16 protein-coding genes and 3 tRNA genes are annotated in these 23,096 nt (G+C 66.9%); 8 read left to right on the top strand and 11 right to left on the bottom strand.

The genetic code is table 11. The features are described 5' to 3' along the window. Nucleotides 1–23: 23 nt before the first annotated feature. From E1J61_RS26315 to pgi, 3 genes are all read left to right on the top strand, one after another. Nucleotides 24–1,319, top strand: coding sequence for a D-amino acid dehydrogenase (locus E1J61_RS26315; RefSeq protein WP_133096874.1), 1,296 nt, complete (start codon nucleotides 24–26; stop codon nucleotides 1,317–1,319). 5 nt (nucleotides 1,320–1,324) lie between these two features. Next, on the top strand, nucleotides 1,325–2,932 hold the full coding sequence (locus E1J61_RS26310; RefSeq protein WP_133096873.1) for an NAD(P)H-hydrate dehydratase: 1,608 nt from the start codon (nucleotides 1,325–1,327) through the stop codon (nucleotides 2,930–2,932). A gap of 181 nt (nucleotides 2,933–3,113) precedes the next feature. After that, the gene (pgi, locus tag E1J61_RS26305) at nucleotides 3,114–4,757 is read left to right on the top strand and encodes a glucose-6-phosphate isomerase (RefSeq protein WP_133096872.1); all 1,644 of its coding nucleotides are present in this window, start codon (nucleotides 3,114–3,116) and stop codon (nucleotides 4,755–4,757) included. Nucleotides 4,758–4,761: 4 nt separating this feature from the next. Here the strand turns inward: pgi and E1J61_RS26300 are convergent, their stop codons facing one another. Continuing rightward, the gene (locus tag E1J61_RS26300; RefSeq protein ID WP_133096871.1) at nucleotides 4,762–5,460 is read right to left on the bottom strand and encodes an ABC transporter ATP-binding protein; all 699 of its coding nucleotides are present in this window, start codon (nucleotides 5,458–5,460) and stop codon (nucleotides 4,762–4,764) included. On the opposite strand from E1J61_RS26300, the gene E1J61_RS26295 reads away from it, so the two are divergent. Then, nucleotides 5,447–6,136 carry an arylesterase gene (locus E1J61_RS26295; protein ID WP_133096870.1) on the top strand — a complete coding sequence of 230 codons (690 nt, stop codon included), beginning with the start codon at nucleotides 5,447–5,449 and terminating at the stop codon, nucleotides 6,134–6,136. The two genes, E1J61_RS26300 and E1J61_RS26295, sit on opposite strands and share 14 nt — an antisense overlap. Nucleotides 6,137–6,254: 118 nt before the next feature. On the opposite strand, the gene E1J61_RS26290 is transcribed toward E1J61_RS26295, so the two are convergent. The 8 genes from E1J61_RS26290 to mnmC form a co-directional block, all read right to left on the bottom strand. Further along, entirely contained in the window at nucleotides 6,255–8,186 is a 1,932-nt protein-coding gene (locus E1J61_RS26290) for a SurA N-terminal domain-containing protein (RefSeq protein ID WP_133096869.1), read from the bottom strand. A gap of 288 nt (nucleotides 8,187–8,474) precedes the next feature. After that, a tRNA-Asp gene (locus E1J61_RS26285) sits at nucleotides 8,475–8,551 on the bottom strand. 50 nt (nucleotides 8,552–8,601) lie between these two features. Then, nucleotides 8,602–8,677: transfer RNA gene (locus E1J61_RS26280), tRNA-Val, on the bottom strand. A gap of 181 nt (nucleotides 8,678–8,858) precedes the next feature. Then, nucleotides 8,859–11,270 carry an endopeptidase La gene (lon, locus tag E1J61_RS26275; protein ID WP_133096923.1) on the bottom strand — a complete coding sequence of 804 codons (2,412 nt, stop codon included), beginning with the start codon at nucleotides 11,268–11,270 and terminating at the stop codon, nucleotides 8,859–8,861. Nucleotides 11,271–11,525: 255 nt separating this feature from the next. After that, nucleotides 11,526–12,803 (bottom strand): ATP-dependent Clp protease ATP-binding subunit ClpX, encoded by a 1,278-nt coding sequence (clpX, locus tag E1J61_RS26270; RefSeq protein ID WP_133096868.1) that lies wholly within the window; start codon nucleotides 12,801–12,803, stop codon nucleotides 11,526–11,528. A gap of 271 nt (nucleotides 12,804–13,074) precedes the next feature. Beyond that, nucleotides 13,075–13,725, bottom strand: coding sequence for an ATP-dependent Clp endopeptidase proteolytic subunit ClpP (gene clpP / locus E1J61_RS26265; protein WP_029049269.1), 651 nt, complete (start codon nucleotides 13,723–13,725; stop codon nucleotides 13,075–13,077). A gap of 120 nt (nucleotides 13,726–13,845) precedes the next feature. Further along, a complete protein-coding gene (tig, locus tag E1J61_RS26260; protein ID WP_133096867.1) occupies nucleotides 13,846–15,204 on the bottom strand; it encodes a trigger factor in 1,359 nt (452 codons plus the stop codon). A 210-nt stretch (nucleotides 15,205–15,414) separates the two neighbouring features. Then, the gene (mnmC, locus tag E1J61_RS26255; protein ID WP_133096866.1) at nucleotides 15,415–17,388 is read right to left on the bottom strand and encodes a bifunctional tRNA (5-methylaminomethyl-2-thiouridine)(34)-methyltransferase MnmD/FAD-dependent 5-carboxymethylaminomethyl-2-thiouridine(34) oxidoreductase MnmC; all 1,974 of its coding nucleotides are present in this window, start codon (nucleotides 17,386–17,388) and stop codon (nucleotides 15,415–15,417) included. Between the two features lie 143 nt (nucleotides 17,389–17,531). On the opposite strand from mnmC, the gene E1J61_RS26250 reads away from it, so the two are divergent. Further along, entirely contained in the window at nucleotides 17,532–18,389 is an 858-nt protein-coding gene (locus E1J61_RS26250; RefSeq protein ID WP_133096865.1) for a 23S rRNA (adenine(2030)-N(6))-methyltransferase RlmJ, read from the top strand. A 31-nt stretch (nucleotides 18,390–18,420) separates the two neighbouring features. Here E1J61_RS26250 and E1J61_RS26245 read toward each other — a convergent pair whose 3' ends face one another. Further along, nucleotides 18,421–18,792, bottom strand: coding sequence for a VanZ family protein (locus E1J61_RS26245; RefSeq protein ID WP_133096864.1), 372 nt, complete (start codon nucleotides 18,790–18,792; stop codon nucleotides 18,421–18,423). A 259-nt stretch (nucleotides 18,793–19,051) separates the two neighbouring features. Between E1J61_RS26245 and E1J61_RS26240 the strand changes: the two genes are divergently transcribed. The 3 genes from E1J61_RS26240 (at nucleotide 19,052) to E1J61_RS26230 (ending at nucleotide 19,934) form a co-directional block, all read left to right on the top strand. Further along, nucleotides 19,052–19,138, top strand: a tRNA-Leu gene (locus E1J61_RS26240). Then, nucleotides 19,138–19,584, top strand: a complete 447-nt coding sequence (locus tag E1J61_RS38920) for a MarR family transcriptional regulator (RefSeq protein ID WP_133096922.1) — start codon at nucleotides 19,138–19,140, stop codon at nucleotides 19,582–19,584. Before E1J61_RS26240 ends, E1J61_RS38920 begins: the two co-directional genes overlap by 1 nt. Further along, nucleotides 19,581–19,934, top strand: coding sequence for a hypothetical protein (locus tag E1J61_RS26230; protein WP_133096863.1), 354 nt, complete (start codon nucleotides 19,581–19,583; stop codon nucleotides 19,932–19,934). The genes E1J61_RS38920 and E1J61_RS26230 overlap by 4 nt, the downstream gene beginning before the upstream one ends. 41 nt (nucleotides 19,935–19,975) lie before the next feature. Here E1J61_RS26230 and E1J61_RS26225 read toward each other — a convergent pair whose 3' ends face one another. Then, entirely contained in the window at nucleotides 19,976–23,089 is a 3,114-nt protein-coding gene (locus E1J61_RS26225) for an efflux RND transporter permease subunit (RefSeq protein ID WP_133096862.1), read from the bottom strand. Nucleotides 23,090–23,096 lie beyond the last annotated feature (7 nt).

The following is a 23,096-nucleotide window of genomic DNA, read 5'->3' as shown; positions in this document are numbered from 1 at the left end:
GCTGGGCGGAGGCCGCTGACCGCATGCATGTGATTGTCATCGGCGCCGGCGTAATCGGCGTCTGTTCCGCGTGGTACCTGCGCCAGGCCGGCTTCGACGTGACCGTGCTGGAGCGGCGCGCCGCGCCCGCGCAGGAAACCAGCTTCGGCAATGCCGGCATGATCGCGCCGGGCTATGTCACGCCGTGGGCGGCGCCGGGCATGCCGGGCAAGGTGCTGCGCACGCTGTTCGCGCGCGAGGCGCCGGTGGTGTTCCGCCCGTCGGCGGACCCGGCGATGTGGCGCTGGATCGCGCGCTGGCTGCGCGAATGCGATCTGGAACGCTACCGTGCCAACAAGCTGCGCATGCAGCGGCTGGCGTTCTACAGCCGCGCCTGCCTGCACCGGCTGCGCAGTGAACTGGAGATCGACTACGAGCAGTCGCAAGGCTACCTGCAGCTGTTCCGCACCGCGCGCGACCTGGACCTGGCAGGCCCCGCGGTGGCGCTGCTGCGCGAGAACAATGTGCCGCACCGGCTGGTCAGCGCGCAGGAATGCCGGCGCATCGAACCCGGCCTGGCGGCCGATACGCCGCTGGCCGGCGGCCTGCACCTGCCCGAGGATGAGTCCGGCAACTGCCCGATGTTCGTGCGCGCGCTGCACCGGCATGCCGAGGCGGCGGGGGTCGCATTTCGCTTCGAAGCTCAGGTAGCGCGCATCCGGCCAGACCAGCGTGGCAAGCTGCAGGTCGAACTCGCGCACGGCAAGAGCGAGAGCGCGCTGGTGCTGGCCGCCGACCGCGTGCTGGTCGCCGCCGGGGTCGACAGTGTCCCGCTGCTGCGGCCGCTGGGCCTGCGCGTGCCGCTGTATCCGGTCAAGGGATACTCGATCACGCTGCTGGTGCGCGACGAACTGCAGGCGCCGCTGGGCGCGCTGATGGACGAGTCGTACAAGATCGCGATCACGCGGCTGGGCAACCGCATGCGCGTCGCCGGCACGGCCGAGCTGGGTTCGCGCCGGCTCGACCTGCGCCCCGCCGCGCTGCGCACACTGGTCAAGGTAGCGCGCGACTGGTTCCCGGTGGCGGGCAACTACCAGGAAGCCACGCAATGGGCCGGTGCGCGCCCGATGCTGCCGGACGGACCGCCGCTGATCGGCCCCACCGCCGTGCCCGGCCTGTTCCTTAACCTCGGCCACGGCTCGACGGGCTGGGCGATGAGCTGCGGATCAGGCAAGATTGCGGCTGACCAGATCGCCGCCAGCGCCGGCGCGGCACGCGGGCCCGACATCGACATGGAGGGGCTGCTGCCGGACCGCTATGGCCTTGGCCCCGCCGGATAGCCACCATGAGCCACCCTGCCACTTCCACCGCCGCGCCGCAAGACCAGGGCGACGGCTGGTTCGAGCTCGACGCCGCCTCGCCCTTGGCTGTGCCGCTGTACGACGTCGCCGCCATCCGCCGCATCGAGAATGCCGCATTCGCACGACTGCCTTCGTTCACGCTGATGTCGCGCGCCGGCGCTGCCGCCGCGGACTGGCTGGCGCGGCATGCGCCGGCGGGTCCATTGTTATTTCTTGCCGGGCCGGGCAACAACGGTGGCGACGCACTGGTGGCCGCGACGCTGCTGCACGGCGCGGGCCGCACGGTGCAGGTATGGATCGCGGCGGACCCGGCCCGGCTGCCGGCCGATGCGGCGATCGCGTGGCAGCAGGCGCAGGCGGCCGGCGTGCCGATCCGAGAAGCCGGGGAGATGCCGGCATCCGCATCGGATCCCGCACCGGAGTGGCCGCCACAGGCCGCCGCCATCGTCGACGGCCTGCTCGGCATCGGGCTGAACCGCGCGGCCGGCGGCGCCATGGCGTGGTGGATCGAGCAGGTTAACCGCAGCGGGCTGCCGGTATTCGCGCTCGACATTCCCAGCGGGCTGTTCGCCGATACCGGTGCGGGCGCACCGGCGATCCGCGCCCGCCGCACGCTGACCTTCATTGCCGCCAAGCCCGGCCTGCTGACGCTGGATGGCCGCGATTGTGCCGGCGCCGTCGACATCGCGCCGATCGGCCTCGACTATCCTCCCGCGGAACCGCCGCATGCAATGGCCAACGGCACGGCGCTGTTCGGCGCAGCGCTGCCGCGACGGCACCATGCCGGCAACAAGGGCACGCATGGCTCGCTGGCGGTGATCGGCGGCAACCACGGCATGACGGGCGCGCCCTTGCTCGGTGCCCGTGCCGCGCAGTTCCTGGGCGCGGGCAAGGTCCATATCGGCTTTCTCGCGCAGCCGGCGCCGCTGCTCGACCCGGTGCATCCGGAACTGATGCTGCATGCGCTGGACGGCCTGGCGCCGGGCGCAATGTCGGCACTAGTGATCGGCCCCGGGCTTGGCACCGACGCCACGGCGCAGCGACACTTCGCGCGGCTGCTGCAGGCACTAGCCACGACGCCGGTGCCGACGGTGCTCGACGCGGATGCGCTCAACCTGCTCGCTGCCGATCCCGCCCATGCCGGCGCGCTGGCCGCCGCCCGCGCACCCTGCGTGATGACGCCGCACCCGCTTGAAGCGGCGCGCCTGATGGGCACCTCGGTGACGGACGTGCAGCGCGACCGCATCGCGGCGGCCACCGCGCTGGCCAGGCAATGGCAGGCGGTGGTCGTGCTGAAGGGCTCGGGATCGGTGATCGCAGCGCCGGACGGCAGTCCCGCCACACTGAACCCGACCGGCAACGCGGCGCTGGCCAGCGCCGGCACCGGCGACGTGCTGGCCGGCATGATCGGCGCATTGCTGGCGCAGGGCATGCCGCCGCTGCCGGCCGCGCAGGCGGCGGTATGGATCCACGGCCAGGCGGCGGACGACCTCGTCACGCAAGGCACCGGACCGGCCGGCGTGACCGCCAGCGAACTGTACCTGCCCGCACGCGCCGTATTCAACCGGTTGCTCACGGAGAGCGGCGCGTGACGTCCGGTGCGCCGGTCACGACGCGGCCGTCAGACAACGTCCGATAGCTGGCTGGCACGCCGGATGCTATGTTGCAAGTGGTAACGATATGGCGTGGCGACCTGCACGGATGGTCACATTGCTGACGCTATACTTCCTGTCTGCGACTCGGCTCGCGCCCCTGCAACCTGAATTGTCCTGCATGCCCACTGACCTTCACGCCTGGAACGCCCTGCTTCGGCACCATGACACGATTCGCGATGCACAGATGCGCGAGTGGTTCGATGCCGATGGCAAGCAGCGCGTCGCGCAGTTTTCGCTGGAAGCCGCCGGCCTCTATCTCGACTATTCGAAGAACCGCATCACGCCCGAGACCATGCGGCTGCTGGTGCAACTGGCAGCCGAATCCGGTGTGCCGCAGCGGCGCGACGCGATGTTTGCCGGCGAGCATATCAACACCACCGAGGACCGCGCGGCGCTGCATGTGGCGCTGCGCGCCACGGCCGGTGATGGCTACAAGGTCGACGGCGAGCGCGTCATGCCGGCCATCCAGCAGGTGTTGGTGCGCATGCGCGACTTCTCCGAGCGCGTGCGCAGCGGCGCATGGAAAGGCGCCACGGGCGAACGCATCACCGACGTGATCAACATCGGCATCGGCGGCTCCGACCTCGGGCCGCGCATGGTATGCCGCGCGCTGTCGCACCTGTCCGACGCTGATGGCCACGACGGCCCGCGCATGCACTTCGTCTCCAATGTCGACGGCACCGACCTCGCCGAAACGCTGGTGCGCCTCGACCCGCAACGTACGCTGGTGATCGTCTGTTCCAAGACCTTCACCACGCTGGAAACCATGGCCAATGCGCGCAGCGCGCGTGCCTGGTTCATCGCCAGCGGGGTGGCCGAGAACGACCTGGCCAAGCATTTCGTCGCGGTCTCGACCAATACCGACGCGGTGCGCGAGTTCGGCATCGATCCCGCCAACATGTTCGAGTTCTGGGACTGGATCGGCGGGCGCTTCTCGCTGTGGTCGTCGGTCGGCCTGTCGATCACGCTGGCGGTGGGCTTCAACGCCTTTGCCGACCTGCTCGCCGGCGGCCACGCCATGGACGAGCACTTCCGCACCGCGCCGCTGGAGCGCAACATGCCGGTGATCCTCGGCATGCTGGGCATCTGGTACCGCAATTTCTGGCACCTGCCGACCAGCTGCATGGCGCCCTACTCGACTTCGCTCGAACTGTTCCCCGCATTCCTGCAGCAGCTGGAGATGGAGAGCAACGGCAAGTCGGTGCAGCTCGACGGGCAGCGCGTGCGCACGCATACCTCGCCGGTGGTGTGGGGCACGGCCGGCACCAACGGCCAGCATGCCTACTTCCAGCAGATTCACCAGGGCTCGCAAGTGGTGCCGGTGGATTTCGTCGCGCCGCTGGTGCCGCCGCGCCGGCTGCCGGGCCATCACGCCAAGCTGCTCGCCAACTGCTTTGCGCAGGCCGAGGCGCTGATGCGCGGCCGCAGCGCCGACGAGCTGCGCGCCGCGGGGCTGAACGACGAAGTTCGCATCGCCCATATGGTGTTCGATGGCAACCGGCCCAGCAATACCTTGCTGATGGAGGACCTGACGCCGCACGTGCTGGGCGCGCTGATCGCGCTCTATGAGCATCGCACCTTCGTGCAGGGCGTGGTGTGGAAGATCAATTCGTTCGACCAGTGGGGCGTGGAACTGGGCAAGATCCTCGCGCGGCCGATCGAAGCCGAGCTCACCGGCGCCGGCACCGGCCAGCACGACGCCTCGACCGCGGCGCTGATCGAGCGCGCCCGCGCGGTCCTGAAGGCAGGCGCCGCCAGCTAGCGCGTCAGACCTCAGCGCCCATCCATTCGTCGCTGGCCACACGGCCGGCGTCGATGGTCAGGATGCGCCCACAGCGTGCCGCCACCGAGCGGTCATGCGTGACCAGCACCAGCGTCGAGCCGGCGTCGCGGTTGAGCGCGAACATCAGCGCGATCACCGCCTCGCCGGTGGCCGTGTCGAGGCTGCCGGTGGGTTCGTCGGCAAACAGGATGTCGGGACGCGCGACGAACGCGCGTGCCAGCGCCACGCGCTGCTGCTCGCCGCCCGACAACGTGCGCGGATAGTGGCTCAGGCGCGCTCCCAGGCCGACGCGTTGCAGCATGTCCACCGCGCGCTCGCGCACCTGCGACGTTTCACCGCGCAATTCCAGCGGCAGCATCACGTTTTCCAGCGCGGTCAGGTGCCCCACCAGCTGGAACGACTGGAACACAAAGCCGACATGCCGGCCGCGCAGCGCTGCGCGCTGGTCCTCGTCCAGTGCATACAGGTCCTGCCCATGCAGGCGCACCGTGCCCGCGCTGGGCAGGTCCAGCCCGGCCAGCAGTCCCAGCAGCGTCGACTTGCCCGAGCCGGACGCGCCCACGATGGCCAGCGTTTCGCCCGGCGTGACGGAAAACGACACCTCGTGCAAAATCGTCAGCGAACCTGTCGTGTCGGCTACGGTCTTTCCAAGGGACTCGACGGCAAGAATGGAAGAGGACATGGATAAAGTGATCCGAGTGATCGGAGAAATCCGGCACAAAAGGCGCAGGCTGCTGCTGGCAGCCGCGGCGACGCTGACGATGTTGGGCGGGATGCAGCACGCACAGGCCGCAGCGCCTGCGTTGCTGGTGCTGGGCGACAGCCTGTCCGCCGAATACGGCATCACGCGCGGCACCGGCTGGGTCACCCTGCTGCAAGACCGGCTCAGGCAAGAGCGCTTCGATTATAACGTCGTCAATGCCAGCATCAGCGGCGAGACCACCATCGGCGGCAAGACTCGCTTGCCGGACCTGTTGTCGCGGCACAAGCCGGCCATCGTGGTGGTGGAGCTGGGTGCCAACGACGCCCTGCGCGGCCTGCCGCTGCAGACCACGGAGTCCAACCTGCGCCAGATCGTCAGCAGCGCGCAGAAGGCCGGCGCCGGGGTGCTGCTGGTCGGCATGCGCATCCCGCCCAACTATGGCCAGGACTACACCGAAAAGTTCTTCTCGCTGTATCCGAAGCTGGCCGGCGAATACAAGGTGCGGCTGGTGCCGTTCTTCCTCGACAAGGTGATGGCCAGGCAGGATTGGTTCCAGCCGGACCGCATCCACCCCACCGCCGAGGCGCAGCCGGCACTGCTGGAGACGGTGTGGCCGCAGCTCAAGCCGATGCTCAAGCGTAACGCTGACAGGTAGACGATTAAGAGATAAGAGACGATCACGGCGAAGCTTCCAGCAACAAAAAACCCCTGCCTCCATGGCAGGGGTTTTTTGCTTGCGGCGCGCGGCGTGGCGCGTGCCAGCCTTACCAGCCTTACTCGGCGTTCTGCGCCTGCTTGTCCGCCGGCGTCAACAGCTTGACCTTGGAGCGCGCCTTCAGGCTTTCATAGAAGGCCTGCAGGTCAGCCTGGCCGGCGAGTTGCGACAGTTGCTGCGCTTCGGCCTGGCGTTGCGCCGGGTTGGCTTGCGCCGGCTGGCTGACCTTGGAGATGCGATAGACGGCATAGCCATCGGCGCCCAGGTCAACGCCAACTACCGCGGGCAGCTTGGTGGCATCGGCCCGCATCACTGCCTCGACCGCCTTCGGCGGCACGCCATCGGCCTTGGCGCGCGACACGGTCTGCACCGCGCCGAAGCCGTCGGCGCTGTCGGCCTTCTTCAGCGCCTCGAGGCGCGCCTCGCCATCCTTGCGGGCCAGTTCCGCAGCCTGCTGGGCGATATAGCCTTCGCGCACCTTGGCTTCCACTTCCTCGAACTTGCGCACGGTGGCCGGGCGATAGTCGACGATGCGGGCCGCGACCAGCGTATTCGGCGCGACCTGGACGGCTTCGGTATTGCGCTTCTTCTGGACCGACTCTTCGCTGAACAGTGCCTTCAGCACCTTTTCGTTGTTGAGCGGGTTCTGCGCGCCCTGGGCCGGGTTCGGCTTGCGCGTCACGTTGTCGGCGGTCTGGATCGTCAGCTTGAATTTGTCGGCGGCCGGCTTCAGGCTGTCAGCCTGTTCGTACACCATGTTGCCGAAGGCGTCGGCCTGCTCGGCGAACTTCTTGTCGGCCAGCTGTTTGCGCAGCTCGGCTTCCAGTTCGGTGCGCACGGCTTCAAGCGGCCTGGTTTCCGACGCCTTGACGCCGGTCAGCTTGATGATGTGGAAACCGTAGTCGGTCTCGACCACGTCGCTGATCTGGCCATCCTTGAGCGCGTACATCGCCTCCTCGAACGGCTTGACCAGCGCGCCCCGGCCCATGAAGCCGAGGTCGCCGCCCTTCTCGGCCGAGCCCGGATCCTGCGACTGCTTCTTCGCCACATCGGCAAAGGTCTCGGGATGCTTGCGCAGCTCTTCCAGCAGCTTGGTCGCCTTGTCCTTGGCGGCCTGGCGTTCGCCAGCCGGTGCATCCTTCGGCGCGACGATCAGGATATGGCTGGCACGGCGCTGCTCATCGGTACGGAAGCGCGCGATATTGCTTTCGTAGTAGGACTTCAGCTCTTCCGGCGTGACCGCCTGCGCGGCAGCAAGGGCTTCGCCCGACAGCACCAGATATTCGACCTTGGCCTGCTCCGGCACCGAGAACGCCGACTGGTGGCTGTCATAGTAAGCCTTCAGCGCGGCGGCATCGGGCTGCACCTTGGCGGTGTAGCTGGCCGGCTTGAACACCAGTGCCTGCACATCGCGCTGCTGGTCGCGCACGGCGATCAGGCGCTCGAGCAGCGACTTGGGCATAAATGCCGTGGCGGCCACCGAGGCGCCCAGTTGCTGCGTCGCCAACTCGAAGCGCATGCGGGCATCGAACTGCTCGGGCGTCATGCCCTGCGACTGCAGCAGCTGCAGATAGGCCTTGTCGTCGATCTTGCCGTCCGCCTTGCGCGGCAGCTGCGCGATCGCCGGCAGGTTGCTGATTTCCTCGAGCAGCTTGGCATCCGACACGGTCAGGTGCTCGCGCGCCACGGTATTGGCCATGACGCGCTGCAGGATCAGCTGGTCCAGTACCGCCTTGCGCGCCTCCGGGCCTTCGAACTGGCGCGGATCGTAGTTGTTGCCGAGGATCTGGCGCGCACGCTCGCTCTGGTCACGCACGACGTTGTCGACTTCCTGCACGCTGATGGCCCGGCCCTCGACCTTGGCCGCATCGTGCGAGCTGTCCATGAAGCGCGAGTAGCTCTCCACGCCGAAGAACACGAACGACGGGAAAACAAGCACCAGCAGCAGCAAGAGCATCAGGCGCCGGTTGTTGCGTACGAAATCAAGCATGCGGATTCGGGTAGTGGATTGGCACGAAAGACAAACTTCGCGATTCTAGCAGGAGCCGGTGGGGGCAGACCTTTTGTGGAGGGCGCGAAACATGGCGCAGAAAGGAAAAACGCCCGCGAAAGCGGGCGTTTCATAAAACTGGCGGAGTGGACGGGACTCGCCCACGTCCCGCGGGCCGCGGCTGCGCTTGCAAGCGCAGCCCTTCGACTCCCGCCGGAAGCCGCGCAGGCGGCTTCCTCCACTCCGCAAAAATGAAAAACGCCCGCGAAAGCGGGCGTTTCATAAAACTGGCGGAGTGGACGGGACTCGAACCCGCGACCCCCGGCGTGACAGGCCGGTATTCTAACCGACTGAACTACCACTCCTTTGTCGGTTGCTTCCTGCCGCATATGTACCGCACTTGCGATGGGGAACGTGGTGGGTGCTGAGGGGATCGAACCCCCGACCTACGCCTTGTAAGGGCGCCGCTCTACCAGCTGAGCTAAGCACCCGTTCGACCATCGCAGGCAAGCTGCCTGCAGGTTGCTTTCGCTTCGCACCTCGCGGCAGCTGCCGTGGTTTGCGTTGCGAGGGCGCAAGTGTAATACAGGAGATTTCAGTTTGCCAAGGCCGTGCGCATAAAAAAACGCCGCCGGGCATCGCTGCCCCGCGGCGTTCATTTCACGCAGCCAATCAGTGGTGCAGACGCTCCACCTTGGCCGTGGCCTTGTCCGCCACGTCAGCGGGCTTGGCATCTTCTTCCGGCAACGGCTCGGGCTTGCGCTCGAGCGCCAGTTCCAGCACCTTGTCGATCCAGCGCACAGGCACGATCTCGATGGCGTTCTTCACGTTGTCGGGGATCTCGGCCAGATCCTTGACGTTTTCCTCCGGGATCAGAACCAGCTTGATGCCGCCACGGTGGGCCGCCAGCAGCTTCTCCTTGAGGCCACCGATCGGCAGCACCTCGCCGCGCAGCGTGATCTCGCCGGTCATGGCGACATCCGCGCGCACCGGGATGCCGGTCAGCACCGACACCAGCGCCGTGGTCATGGCACCGCCTGCCGACGGGCCGTCCTTGGGCGTGGCGCCTTCGGGTACGTGGATGTGGATGTCGCGCTTCTCGAACATCTCATCCGTGATACCCAGGCGGCGTGCCCGCGAACGCACCACCGAACGCGCGGCCTCGACCGATTCCTTCATGACGTCGCCCAGCGAACCGGTGCGGGTGATGTTGCCCTTGCCCGGCATGATCGCGGCTTCGATGGTCAGCAGGTCGCCACCCACTTCCGTCCACGCCAGACCGGTCACCTGGCCTACCTGGTTTTCCTTGCCGGCCAGGCCGAAGTCGTACTTGCGCACGCCGAGGAACTTGTCGAGGTTCTCCGAATCGACCTTGATCGTGCCGGACTCCTTCTTCAGCAGCAGGAGCTTGACCGCCTTGCGGGCGATCTTGGACACCTCGCGCTCAAGCGAACGGACACCAGCTTCGCGCGTGTAGTAGCGGATGATGTCGCGGATCGCGGCATCGGTCACCTCGATCTCGCCAACCTTCAGACCATTGTTCTTGATCTGCTTCGGCAGCAGGTAACGTGTGGCGATGTTGAGCTTTTCTTCCTCCGTGTAACCCGACAGGCGGATCACTTCCATCCGGTCGAGCAGCGGCGGCGGGATGTTCAGCGAGTTCGACGTCGCCACGAACATCACGTCGGACAGGTCGAAGTCCACCTCGATGTAGTGGTCCTGGAACGTGTGGTTTTGTTCCGGGTCCAGCACCTCAAGCAGCGCCGACGACGGATCGCCGCGGAAGTCCATGCCCATCTTGTCGATTTCATCGAGCAGGAAGAGCGGATTGCGCACGCCGACCTTGGACAGGCTCTGCAGGATCTTGCCCGGCATCGAACCGATGTAGGTACGGCGGTGGCCGCGGATCTCGGCCTCGTCACGCACGCCACCCAGTGCCATGCGCACGAACTTGCGGTTCGTCGCGCGCGCCACCGACTGGCCGAGCGAGGTCTTGCCCACGCCGGGAGGCCCGACCAGGCACAGGATCGGCGCCTTCACCTTGTCCACGCGCTGTTGCACCGCGAGGTACTCGAGAATGCGTTCCTTGACCTTCTCCAGGCCGTAGTGGTCTTCATCCAGCACGCGCTCGGCGTTGGCCAGGTCGTTGTTGACCTTGCTCTTCTTGCGCCACGGCAGGTTCACCAGCGTGTCGATGTAGTTGCGCACGACGGTGGCTTCGGCCGACATCGGCGACATCAGCTTGAGCTTCTTGAATTCGGCGTCGGCCTTCTTCTTGGCTTCCTTCGGCATGCGCGCAGCCTTGATGCGCTTGTCGAGCTCTTCCAGGTCGGCGCCTTCTTCGCCCTCGCCCAGTTCCTTCTGGATGGCCTTGACCTGCTCGTTCAGGTAGTACTCGCGCTGGCTCTTCTCCATCTGGCGCTTGACGCGGCCACGGATGCGCTTTTCAACCTGCAGGATGTCGATCTCGCCCTCGAGTTGCGACAGCAGGCTTTCCAGGCGCTCGGTCACATTGACCATCTCCAGGATCTTCTGCTTCTGCTCGAGCTTGATCGGCAGGTGCGCGGCGATGGTGTCAGCCAGGCGCCCTGCCTCGTCGATGCCCGACAGCGAGGTCAGGATCTCCGGCGGGATCTTCTTGTTGAGCTTCACGTACTGGTCGAACTGCGACACGATCGCGCGGCGCAGGGCCTCGGTCTCGGCGCTTTCGCCAGGTGCGGGCGGCACGGGCACGGCTTCGCACATGAAGTGCGATTCGTCCTCGCTCACCTCGCGGATATTGGCACGCTGCGTGCCTTCGACCAGCACCTTCACGGTACCGTCGGGCAGCTTCAGCATTTGCAGGATATTCGCGATGCAGCCGACCTCATACAGGTCGTCGGCGGTCGGCTCGTCCTTGGCCGCCGTCTTCTGGGCTACGAGCATGATGCTCTTGCCCGCCTCCATCGCAGTCTCAAGCGCCTTGATGGACTTCGGGCGTCCCACGAACAGCGGGATCACCATGTGCGGAAACACCACCACGTCGCGCAGCGGCAACAACGGGAGGCGAATCGGCTCGGCCGGGAGGAGTTGTGTTCCGGACATCATTTTCCCCAAGTCAGTCATTTAAGGCGTAAATTGGGCCGCCTGATTCGATTACAAGATACATGCCAATCGATTCACCAAGGCAGGGAGATGCCGCTCCCTGCACTTGCAGGCCCCTCTGAAACAGCATACCCGCGTTTCCTCCTTCTCGTCGGTGGAAATAAACAAAAAAAGCCGCTCGCTTCTACGCGAACGGCTTTCTCGCCTGGCTGCCGGTGTGGTTCCAAACACTTACCACCGTTGGCAGCCCTCGCGTCAGTTGGAGCCTGCCACTTTCGGCTGCTGCTCTTCGTACATCAGCAGCGGCGGCGCATCCCCGGTAATCGTATTTTCATCGATCACCACCTTTTGCACGCCCTTGTAATTCGGCAGGTCATACATGACGTCCATCAGCGATTGCTCCAGGATCGAACGCAGGCCGCGGGCGCCGGTCTTGCGGCGGATCGCCTTGCGCGCGATCGCGGTCAGCGCGCCCGGGCGGATTTCCAGCTCGACGCCTTCCATCGCCAGCAGCTTCTGGTATTGCTTGACCAGCGCGTTCTTGGGCTCGACCAGGATCTGCACCAGCGCGGCCTCGTCCAGCTTGGACAGCGTGGCGACCACCGGCAGGCGGCCGATCAGCTCGGGGATCAGGCCGAACTTGATCAGGTCTTCCGGCTCCGTCTGCGGCAGGACTTCGCTGACGTCGCGCTCTTCCTTGCTCTTGACCTGCGCGGCAAAGCCGATCCCGGTCTTGTCCGAGCGCTGCATGATGACCTTTTCCAGGCCGTCGAACGCGCCGCCGCAGATAAACAGGATGTTGGTCGTGTCGACCTGCAGGAAGTCCTGGTTCGGATGCTTGCGGCCACCCTGCGGCGGCACCGAGGCCATCGTGCCCTCGATCAGCTTCAGCAGCGCCTGCTGCACGCCCTCGCCCGACACGTCGCGCGTGATCGACGGGTTGTCGGACTTGCGCGAGATCTTGTCGATCTCATCGATGTAGACGATGCCGCGCTGCGCCTTCTCGACTTCGTAGTTGCAGTTCTGCAGCAGCTTCTGGATGATGTTCTCGACGTCCTCGCCCACGTAGCCGGCTTCGGTCAGCGTGGTCGCGTCGGCGATCACGAATGGCACGTTGAGCAGGCGCGCCAGCGTCTGCGCGAGCAGCGTCTTGCCGGAGCCGGTCGGCCCGATCAGCAGGATGTTGCTCTTGGACAGCTCGACGTCGTCCTTCTTGCCGAGGTGCTTCAGGCGCTTGTAGTGGTTGTAGACCGCGACCGCCAGGATCTTCTTGGCCTGTTCCTGGCCGATCACATACTGGTCCAGGCTTTCGCGGATTTCGTGGGGCGTGGGCAGGTCCGAGCGCGCGGCCGCGGCGGCGTCTTTCTCGGTTGCGGTGGCTTCGTCACGAATGATCTCGTTGCACAGGTCGATGCATTCGTCGCAAATGAACACCGAGGGGCCCGCGATCAGCTTCTTGACCTCATGCTGGCTCTTGCCGCAGAAGGAGCAGTAGAGAAGCTTTTCGCTGGATGAACCTTTTTTGTCCGCCATAGGAATCAGTCACTTTTGCATTGCGCACACCGCGGGGCGAAAGGCTCCCCAGCAATACGCTTTAAACGCATCATACGCCAAAACAATTGGCCTCACCGGCGCTCTCCCCCAGCTGTGGGGCAAAAGCAAAAAACGAGGCACAAGGCCTCGTTCCGGTGTAGCCTTCGCCAGTTGGGCAATGCTGCCGCGCCAGGACGTTCCGCGCAATGCGGGTTTCCCGGCAGGCTGGCATAGCCGCCGTTGCGGATTGCGCCGCCGACGGCCCGTGGCATCAGCCGCGGCGGGCGATGACCTTGTCCACCAGGCCGTAGTCCACCGCCTGGTCGCCGCTCATGAAGTTGTCGCGATCGGTATCGCGTGCAATCTTCTCGACCGGCTGGCCGGTCACTTCCGACAGGATGCTGTTCAGCCGCTCGCGCAGGTACAGGATCTCGCGCGCCTGGATCTCGATATCCGAGGCCTGGCCGCGCGCGCCGCCCAGCGGCTGGTGGATCATGATGCGCGAGTTGGGCAGCGCGAAACGCTTGCCCTTGGCGCCGGCCGCCAGCAGGAAGGCGCCCATGCTCGCCGCCATGCCCATGCACAGCGTGGACACGTCCGGCTTGATGAACTGCATGGTGTCGTAGATCGCCAGCCCCGCCGAGACGGAACCGCCCGGCGAGTTGATGTAGAGCGACACGTCCTTGTCGGGGTTCTCGCTCTCCAGGAACAGCAGCTGTGCCACCACCAGGTTGGCGGTCTGGTCGTTGACCTCGCCCACCATGAACACCACACGCTCCTTCAGCAGGCGCGAATAGATGTCATAGGCGCGCTCGCCCCGGCCGGACTGCTCGACGACCATCGGCACCAGCCCCAGGCCCTGGGTTTCCAGTGCCGAAGCCTGCGTGGTGGCGAGACGGTCAAGCAAATCATTGCGGGTCATGCAGGTTCTCCATGGATTCATCGGATCGCAAGGCGATCAGTCACTCGGGACACTGGCCCGCTTTCGCTTGCCTCCGCGCCGGGGCGCGGAAGAAAGCGGGCTTGCGGGTTATCCCCGACCTCAGGCAGCTTGCTGCTGGTTGCCTTCGGCGGTGAGTTCCTCGAAGGACACCTTCTTGTCGGTGACCTTGGCCTTGTCGCACACGAAATTTACCACGTTGTTTTCGAGCACGTAGGCTTCCATTTCAGCCAGGCGTTGCTGGTCGCCGTAGTACCAGCGCATCACTTCCTTCGGGTCTTCGTAGCTCTTGGCGAAGTCCTCGATCTCGGCCTTGATCTGGTCGGCCTTGGCTTCCAGGCCGTTGGCCTTGACGATCTCGGCCAGGATCAGGCCCAGCTTGACGCGGCGCTCTGCCTGCTGCGCGAACATCTCGGCCGGGATCGGCATGTCCTTGGCATTGGGCATGCCACGCTGTTCCAGGTCGCGGCGGGCCATCTCGACCAGGCGCTCCTGGTCCTGCTCGATCAGGGCCTTGGGCACGTCCAGCTCGCTCGCCTTCAGCAGCGCTTCCATGACCTGGTCCTTCAGCATCGAATGCGTACGGCGCTTGACTTCACGCTCCAGGTTCTCGCGGATGTCGGCGCGCATCTTCTCGACGCTGCCGTCGGCGATGCCCAGCGACTTGGCGAAGGCTTCGTTGACTTCCGGCAGGTGGGCCCACTCGATCTTCTTCAGCGTCACGGTGAACTCGGCGGTCTTGCCGGCCACTTCCTTGCCGTGGTAGTCCTCCGGGAACGCCAGCGGGAAGGTCTTGCTCTCGCCGACCTTCAGGCCCAGCGTGGCCTGCTCGAACTCGGGCAGCATGCGGCCTTCGCCCAGCACGAACGGGAAGTCCTCAGCCTTGCCGCCGGCGAACTCTTCACCGTCGATCTTGCCGACGAAGTCCAGCGTCACGCGGTCGCCGTTCTGGGCGGTGACGTCGGCACCGCCGTCGCCATGCTCGCCGGCTTCGCCGCGGGCGTGGTAGTGCACGCGCTGCTTGCGCAGGATGTCGACGGTCTTGTCGACTTCGGCGTCGGTGATCTCGGTGCCGGTGCGGGTGACTTCGGCGGCCGACAGGTCGCCGATCTTCACTTCCGGGTACACCTCGAAGGTGGCATCGAACGCGACTTCGTCAGCGCCCACGCCTTCGGTCTTGACTTCGAACTTGGGCTGGCCGGCAACCTTGACGTCCTGTTCCTTGGTGATGTCGAAGAACTTGCGCGCGGCCTTGTCGAAGCGCACTTCGAACTCGACTTGCTGGCCGTACTGCTTCTCGACCATCTTCATCGGCACCTTGCCCGGACGGAAGCCCGACATCTTCACGGTCTTCGACAGGCGAACCAGGCGCTCCTGCTTTTCCTTCTCCACTTCGGCCTTGGGGATGGCCAGGGTCACCTTGCGGTCCAGCTTGCCGAGGTTCTCAATCACGTTCGACATGGTCGTAGATCCAATCCAGAAATGTAGTTGTGTTCGTTGGCGCTACCGCTTGCGCTGCGCCATATGCAGCACTGCCTGGGGCCGCCGCGGCGCGACGGCGCACGGAGGGCTCCGCGCAAACGGAAAACGGGGATTATCGCACGGTTTTGATTCGCTTCCGGCGTTTTTACCCTGAAGCGGGCCGGGAACCGCTTTCCGGCACCCTCGCCCCTAGCTCACCTGGCCGTGGCGCAGCGCGCGCAGCAGCAAGCGTGCCGGATCGATGGCATCGGCCAGGTCGGCCTCGAGCGGCAGCGGCTCGCCTTCGATCTGGCTGGCCAGCAGCTCGCCCCCCAGTGCGGACCATGTGAGGCCGCGCGACGCATAGGCAAGGGCCGCGTACAGGCCGGGGATTCTCGGCAGGTCGCGCAGGTGCGCGCCGCGCAAGGCACCCGCGTGCGCACGTGCCGCCGCTTCGTCGGCGACCTGCCCGATCAGAGGCAGCCGGTTGTGCGTGACCGTGCGCACGCCGACATAGCCGGTGAGCGCGGCGGGGTCGATGCCGGCCACCGCGCCGGCCTGCCGCGGCAGCAGGCCGGCCAGGCGCGCGAGGTTGGCGGCATGCACGTCCGGATGATCGGCCAGTGGCCCTTCGTCGGGGTCGTAGCTGGAGCCGACGCGGCCCGTGTCGTCGGCGGCACGCGGCAGCAGGTAGCCCGCGCCCGTGACCACGCAGTCCGGCCAGCCGCCGATCGCATCGACCTGCGCGGCCGGCAGCGTGGTGAGCTGGCCGCGCACGCGCCGCATGGTCCAGTGCTGCTGCGGCAGCAGGTGCTGCGCCTCGTGCGCATTGGCCAGCACCAGCACCGGCGCCGACGCCAGCACGGCGCCGTCGGCAGCCAGCGCGTGCCACCGGTCGTCGTCGCGCGCGATGCGCGCCACGCGGCAACCGAAGCGCGGGGCGACGGCATCGCCCGCACGCGCCAGCTGCGCCTTGCAGACATCGGGCGGCGCAACCCAGCCGCCGGCCGGGAACCACAGCCCCCCTCGCGGCACGCCGGCCCGGTGGGCGGACGCCGCCTCTTCGGCACTCATCCAGCGCACGAACGATTCCGGCAGTCCCATGGCCGCGAGCGCGGCGCGCTGGGCCTCGCCCTCGGCTTCGTCCTCGCCGATCTGCAGCACGCCGCAGCCGTGCCAGCCGACCGGGTGACCGGCTTCGCCCAGCGCCGCCCAGGCTCGCAGCGCATACTGGTTGCCGGCGCGCGAAAGGCGCGAAAGCAGGCTGTCGTCGGCAGACACGTGGGCATGCATGGCCGCCGCGCGATGCGCCGAGGTCTGCCGCGCCGGGCCGTCATGGGCATCGAACAGCGTAATGCGCCAGCCGCGCGCGGCCAGGCGCTCGGTCACGGCGCAGCCGGCCAGGCCGGCACCGATCACGATGGCATGCCGGTCGGGCCATTGCGCCGCCAGCGGCGGCGCATGGCGGCGCGACTTCCACAGCGGGCGGAAGCGCGCGACCGTCATGTCGCGCTTGCCACCGAAGCCTGGCGCCTTGCTGGCCTCGAACCCGACCTCCTTCAGCCCGCGCCGGACAAACCCGGCGGCGGTGTAGGTGGCCAGCGTCGCGCCCGGCCGGGCCAGCCGCGCCAGCCCGCGGAACACCGGCGGCGACCACATGTCCGCATTGCGCGCCGGGGAAAAGCCGTCGAGGTAGAAGGCGTCGGCGCCCACCGACAGCCTGGGCAGCAACTGCCCGGCGTCGCCAAGCGCAATCGTCAGCACCACCTGCCCGCCGTCGAAGGCAAGCCGGTGCAGGCCCGGCAAGGCGTCGGGCCATTGCGCCTGCAGCGCCTGCGCCAGCGGTTCCAGCCCTTGCAGGCCGGCATGCAGCCGGGACAGGCCCTCGCGCGTGAAGGGATGCTTCTCGATCGAGACGAAATGCAGCGTGCCGCAGCGCCGGGGATCGTCGCGCCACGCCTGCCAGGTCGCCAGGAAATTCAGCCCCTGGCCGAAGCCGGTCTCGACGATGACGAACTGGCGCTGCCCGGCCCACGCCTGCGGCAGGCCGTTGCCGCCCAGGAAGACATGGGCGGCCTGCGCCAGCCCGCCTTCGGTGCTGTGGTAGACGTCGTCGTAGCGGGGTGAATACGGGGTGCCCTCGGCAGACAGGATGGGCTCGGCGGGCTCGAGTGCGCGCGGCATGGGATACGGATACTTGGGGCCCGGGCGGAGGTGCCGGACATGGGGAGGGGGCGACTCGCCGCGGATGGTAGCATAGCGGCCTTCCCCGCAGTGGCCACGCCGCCCTGCTCCCGATCTTGCGCCTCAGCGGCGCCCGCTTCGCCATGCTCAGCTATCGTCACGCCTTCCATGCCGGCAACCATGCCGATGTCCTCAAACATGCCATCGTCGTGCAGTTGCTCGAGCATCTGACGCAGAAGGACAAGGCGTTCTGGTACATCGACACCCACGCCGGCGCCGGTCTTTATGCGCTCGAGCACGAGTGGGCGCAGAAGAAGGCCGAGTTCGAGACCGGCATTGCGCCCCTGTGGCAGGCCGCCGCCAGCGGCACCGCGCTGCCGCCGCTGCTGGACGAGTACCTGGCCCAGGTACGGGCGCTGAACCAGGACGGCACACTGCGCCACTATCCCGGTTCGCCATGGCTCGCCTGGCAGATGCTGCGCGAGCAGGACCGGCTGCGCCTGTTCGAACTGCACAGCACCGAGATCCAGGTGCTGCGCGATAACTTCCGCGGCGCCGGCCGCCGCGTGATGCTGTACGACGGCGACGGCTTCGGCGGCATCAAGGCGATCCTGCCCCCGCCGCCGCGGCGCGCGCTGGTGCTGGTGGACCCGTCCTACGAAGACAAGCAGGACTATGCCCGCACCGTGCAGACCGTGCGCGACGGCCTGGAGCGCTTCGCCACGGGCGTCTACGCGGTCTGGTACCCGCAGGTGCAGCGGCGCGAATCGCTGCAGCTGCCGGTGCAACTGAAGGCGCTGCCGCTGAAGAGCTGGCTGCACGTGACGCTGACCGTCAGGAACCCGGTCGAAGGCGGCCTCGGCTTGCACGGCAGCGGCATGTTCATCGTCAACCCGCCGTGGCGGCTGAAGGAGATGCTGCAGGAGGCGATGCCGCTGCTGGTCGACCTGCTCGGCCAGGACGGCGGGGCGAAGTTCACACTGGAAGCCGAAGAGCGGTAGAGCGGCAGACCGACAGGCGCCGCCGCGCGAACTAGCGCGGCCAGCGCCGGCCACGGCCGCGCCACAGCCAGTCAAGCGCCAGGCCCGCCAGCACCCCACAGGCGTCCGCCACCAGGTCGAGCCAGTCGGCCTCGCGGTAGGCGGTCATGCCCTGCAGCAGCTCGATGACGCCGCCATAGACGACCAGCACCAGCAGCAAGGGCAGCCCGTGGCCGGCAAACGCGCGGCGCCCCAGCAGCGCCAGCACACCGAAGGCCAGCAGGTGATTGCTCTTGTCCCAGCCCGTTGTCGGCAGCGGCTGGGACGGCGGCATCAGCGACAGCGCCAGCACGGCGGCGGCGCAAGCCCAGAACAGCAGGCGCCATGGCGGCGCCTTGAGGGAGGAAGTCTGACCAGGGAGCATGGGACGAGGAGCGCGCCGCCCCATGCGGCACGCGTTGGCAATGCCGACAATATATATCGCTGGCCGGCAGGGCTGGATTCCCCCCGCGCCTTGCGCTACAATCCGCAGCCTCGTTGCGCTGCGGGCGCATAACTGCCGCGGCAGGCGCCGGCAGCAGCGGACCGATGAAAGGCGGGCAGTTCCAGCCGCCTTTTTTGCTTTCGAGTCTGCGCAGGCAACGAGCATCGCGGCCGCCCGTCCGGGCTGGGCCGCAAGGACCGCGAGGGTGGCGAAATTGGTAGACGCACCAGGTTTAGGTCCTGACGCCAGCAATGGTGTAGGGGTTCGAGTCCCCTCCCTCGCACCATCCGCCCTTCCTGTGGCGGCGCCAGCACATCCCCAATCGTCACGGAACCCTCTCAGGCAACGCGGATCGCCGCGCCGGCATTCACTCGTGCCATTCGACGGCCGCTGACACCGCCGCAACTGGCAGCGCTGACCGGCATGACCAGCAGTTCGGCTCAGCGGACAGTCCATACGCTCGAGGCGCGCGGCTACGTCGACAGGTATCAGCGAGCGCAGGGGTACGCCTGCAGTGAGGCGGAATTTTTCCTCGTCGACATGGGTGGTCTCGTCGCGCCGATCGTGTCGGTATTGCCGATGCCAGGAAAAGACTGGCGAGGTGGTAGAACACCTGAGTGCCAACGGCTTTCGCAGCCCTTCCCCGCCATCTATGCTGAAGGTGTTGGAGCGCTGTTGCGCACTTCGCCTGCCGCTCCAGTCTTCACCTCAGCCCTATCGGAGGGCATATGAAAGTTTCTGCCTTGCTGTTGGCAGCGTCGATGGCCGCTGGCTGGTCATCGCTCGCCCAGGCTGCCGGATGCCAGTACGACATGCAGTGCAAAGGGGAGCGGATCTGCCAGCAAGGGCAGTGCGTATTCCCTGATGCCGAAGAAACGGCCGAAGCCGGCGGGCCGAGCCCGGTTCCGGCGCCGACCCTCAAGCGCACACCGATGCCGCCACCGCCGCGCGGCTGCTGCACGGTAGCAGGCAAGCTCAAGCTGTCGCCGGCTTCGGCCTCCGACACCAGCCTGGTCACCGGCGACGCTTGCCAGGGCCTGACCAACTCCGGCAAGCCGGTTCCCGGCACGATCTGCAACTAGGCGCGCAGGCCTGAGGCGTGATGCTGGCGCGCCGCGGCCCGTCAGCTTGCCAGCGCCCCCACCCCTGCCTCGGGCCGCCTGATGCGGAACCACGCCGCATACAGCGCCGGCAGGAACAGCAGCGTCAGCACGGTGGCGATGATCAGCCCGCCCATGATCGCCACCGCCATCGGCCCCCAGAACATCGAGCGCGACAGCGGGATCATCGCCAGCACCGCCGCCGCGGCGGTCAGGATGATCGGGCGGAAGCGGCGCACCGCGGCCTCGACGATGGCGGTCCAGGGCGGCACGCCCGCGCTGATGTCCTGCTCGATCTGGTCGACCAGAATCACCGAGTTTCGGATGATCATGCCCAGCAGCGCGGTGATCCCCAGCTGCGCCACGAACCCCATCGGCGCGCGCAGCAGCAACAGCGTCGCGGCGGCGCCGATCAGGCCCAGCGGGCCAGTCAGGAACACCATCAGCGCGCGCGAGAAGCTGTGCAGCTGCAGCATCAGCAGCGTGAAGATCAGGAAGATGCACAGCGGCAGCTGCGCCGCGATCGAAGCGCCGGCCTTGCCGCTTTCCTCTTCCGCGCCGGCCACCGTGATGCGGTAGCCCGCCGGCAACTGCGCGCGCAGCTTGTCCAGCTGCGGGTTGATCTGCGCGGTCACGGTCGGGCCCTGGATGCCGTCGACCACGTCCGCCTGCACGGTCACGCCGAAGTCGCGGTTCTCGCGCCAGACCACGCCGGGCTCGGACTTCAGCGCCACGCGGGCCACTTGCGTCAGCGGTACGGTGCGGCCGGTGTTGGTCGGCACCAGCACGTTGTTCAGGTCGGACATGGCATCGCGCTCGTTGCGCGGCGTGCGCATCAAAATCTCGATCAGCTTGTCGCCGTCGCGGTACTGCCCGACCGGCACGCCGGTCAGCACGGTCTGCGTCACGCGCGCGATCGCGCTGGTGGTGACGCCCAGCGCGCGCGCCTTGTCCTGGTCGATCTCCAGGCGCAGCATCTTGACGTTCTCGTTCCAGTTGTCATTGACGCCGACCGTGTTCGGGTTCGCGCGCATCTCGGCCTTGACCTGGTCGGCCAGCTGGCGCACCGCGCCCGCCTCCGGGCCGATCACGCGGAACTGCACCGGATACGCTACCGGCGGCCCGTTCGGCAGCAGCTTGACGCGGCCACGCAGGTACGGCAATTCGGTGTCGAGCAGCGCGATGATGCGACGGCGCAATGCATCGCGCACCTCGGTGCTGACCGGCATCACGATCACCTGCGCCACGTTGCTCTGCGGGAAGATCTGGTCGAGCGGCAGGTAGAAGCGCGGCGCGCCGGTGCCGACGAAGGTGGTCAGGCTTTCCACCTGCTTGTCCTTGCCCACCAGCCGCTCGAAGCGCTTGGCTTCGGCTTCCATCTGGGCAAAGCTGGTGCCTTCCGACATCCACAGTTCCACCATCAGCTCGGGCCGGCTGGAGTCGGGGAAGAATTGCTTCTCGACGAACTTGAACGCATAGATGCCCAGCACGAACGTCACCAGCGTGATGGCGATCACGGTCTTGCGCCACGTCACGCACCAGTCCACCAGCCGGCGGAAGCGCGCGTAGAACGGCGTGTCGAACACCTCATGGTGCTCGCCGGCGCCCGGCCCGCGCGTCCTGAGCAGCAGGTAGCCGAGGTAAGGCGTGAAGTACACCGCCGCCAGCCACGACAGCACCAGCGCCAGCGCGGTCACGGCAAAGATGGCGAAGGTGTACTCGCCCACCGTCGAGCGCGCCAGCCCCACCGGCAGGAAGCCCGCCGCCGTGATCAGCGTGCCGGTCAGCATCGGCATCGCCGTCGAGGTATAGGCAAAGGTGGCTGCCTCCATCTTGGAGAAGCCCTCTTCCAGCTTGCGCACCATCATCTCGACCGCAATGATGGCGTCGTCGACCAGCAGCCCCAGCGCCACGATCAGCGCGCCCAGCGAGATCTTGTGCAGGCCGATGCCGAAGATGTGCATGAACAGGAAGGTCACCGCCAGCACCAGCGGAATCGTCAGCGCCACCACCAGCCCGGGCCGCACGTCCAGCCGCAGCGGCCGCGTATGCAAGCCCAGCGCGACAAAGCTGACCGCCAGCACGATCACCACGGCCTCGATCAGCACGCGCACGAACTCGCCCACCGATTGCCTGACCGCCTTGGGCTGGTCCTGCACCTGGTCCATCTCGATGCCGACCGGCAGCTGGCCGCGCAGCTTCTCGAAGGCCGCGCGCAGGTCCTTGCCGAGCTGGATGATGTCGCCGCCCTTCTGCATCGAGATGCCCAGCCCGATCACATCCTTGCCGTTGAAGCGCATGCGTGTCTGCGTGGGGTCGACATAGCCGCGGTACACATGCGCTATGTCGCCGAGACGGATATTGGCGATGCCGTTGGGCCCGCGCAGCACCAGGTTCTCCAGGTCGCCGACGCTGGCGAACTGGCCGGACAGGCGCACCTGCAGGTTGTCGCTCGGCGTGACCAGCACGCCGCTGCCGGTCAGGTTGTTCTGCTGCGAGATCTGGTCGGCGATGGCATTGATGTCCAGCCCGAGCTGGGCAAAGCGCGCCTGGTTGAACTCGATATAGACCTTCTCGTCCTGCAGCCCGATCAGCGACACCTTGGCCACCGACGGCACGCGCAGCAATTCCTGCCGCACCAGGTCGGCGTACTCGCGCAGCTCCTTGTAGTTGAAGCCGTCGGCGGACAACGCATAGATTGTGCCGTAGACGTCGCCGAACTCGTCGTTGAAGAACGGCCCGCGCACGCCCGCGGGCAGCGTCTGCTGGACGTCGCCGATCTTCTTGCGCACGGTGTACCAGATCTGCCCGGTTTCCTTCGCCGGCGAGGTGTCCTTGAGCTGGAAGATCACCGTGGTCTCGCCGGGCTTGGAGAAGCTGCGGATCTTGTCGGCGTAAGGCACTTCCTGCAGCTGGCGTTCGATCTTGTCGGTCACCTGCACCGCGATTTGCTCGGCGGTGGCGCCCGGCCAGAACGCCTGCACCACCATCACGCGGAAGGTAAAGGGCGGGTCCTCGTCCTGGCCCAGCTGGAAGAACGCCAGCAGGCCGCCCAGCAACAGCACCACCAGCAGGTAACGGGTCAGCGGCTGGTGCTCGAGCGCCCAGCGCGACAGGTTGAAGCGGGAATGATCCATGCCGGCT

The organism is Cupriavidus sp. L7L (assembly GCF_004353535.1).
Classification (GTDB): Bacteria; Pseudomonadota; Gammaproteobacteria; order Burkholderiales; family Burkholderiaceae; genus Cupriavidus; species Cupriavidus oxalaticus_A.
Note: the sequence above shows the minus strand (reverse complement) of the source record. Positions and strands in the feature narration are given on the sequence as shown.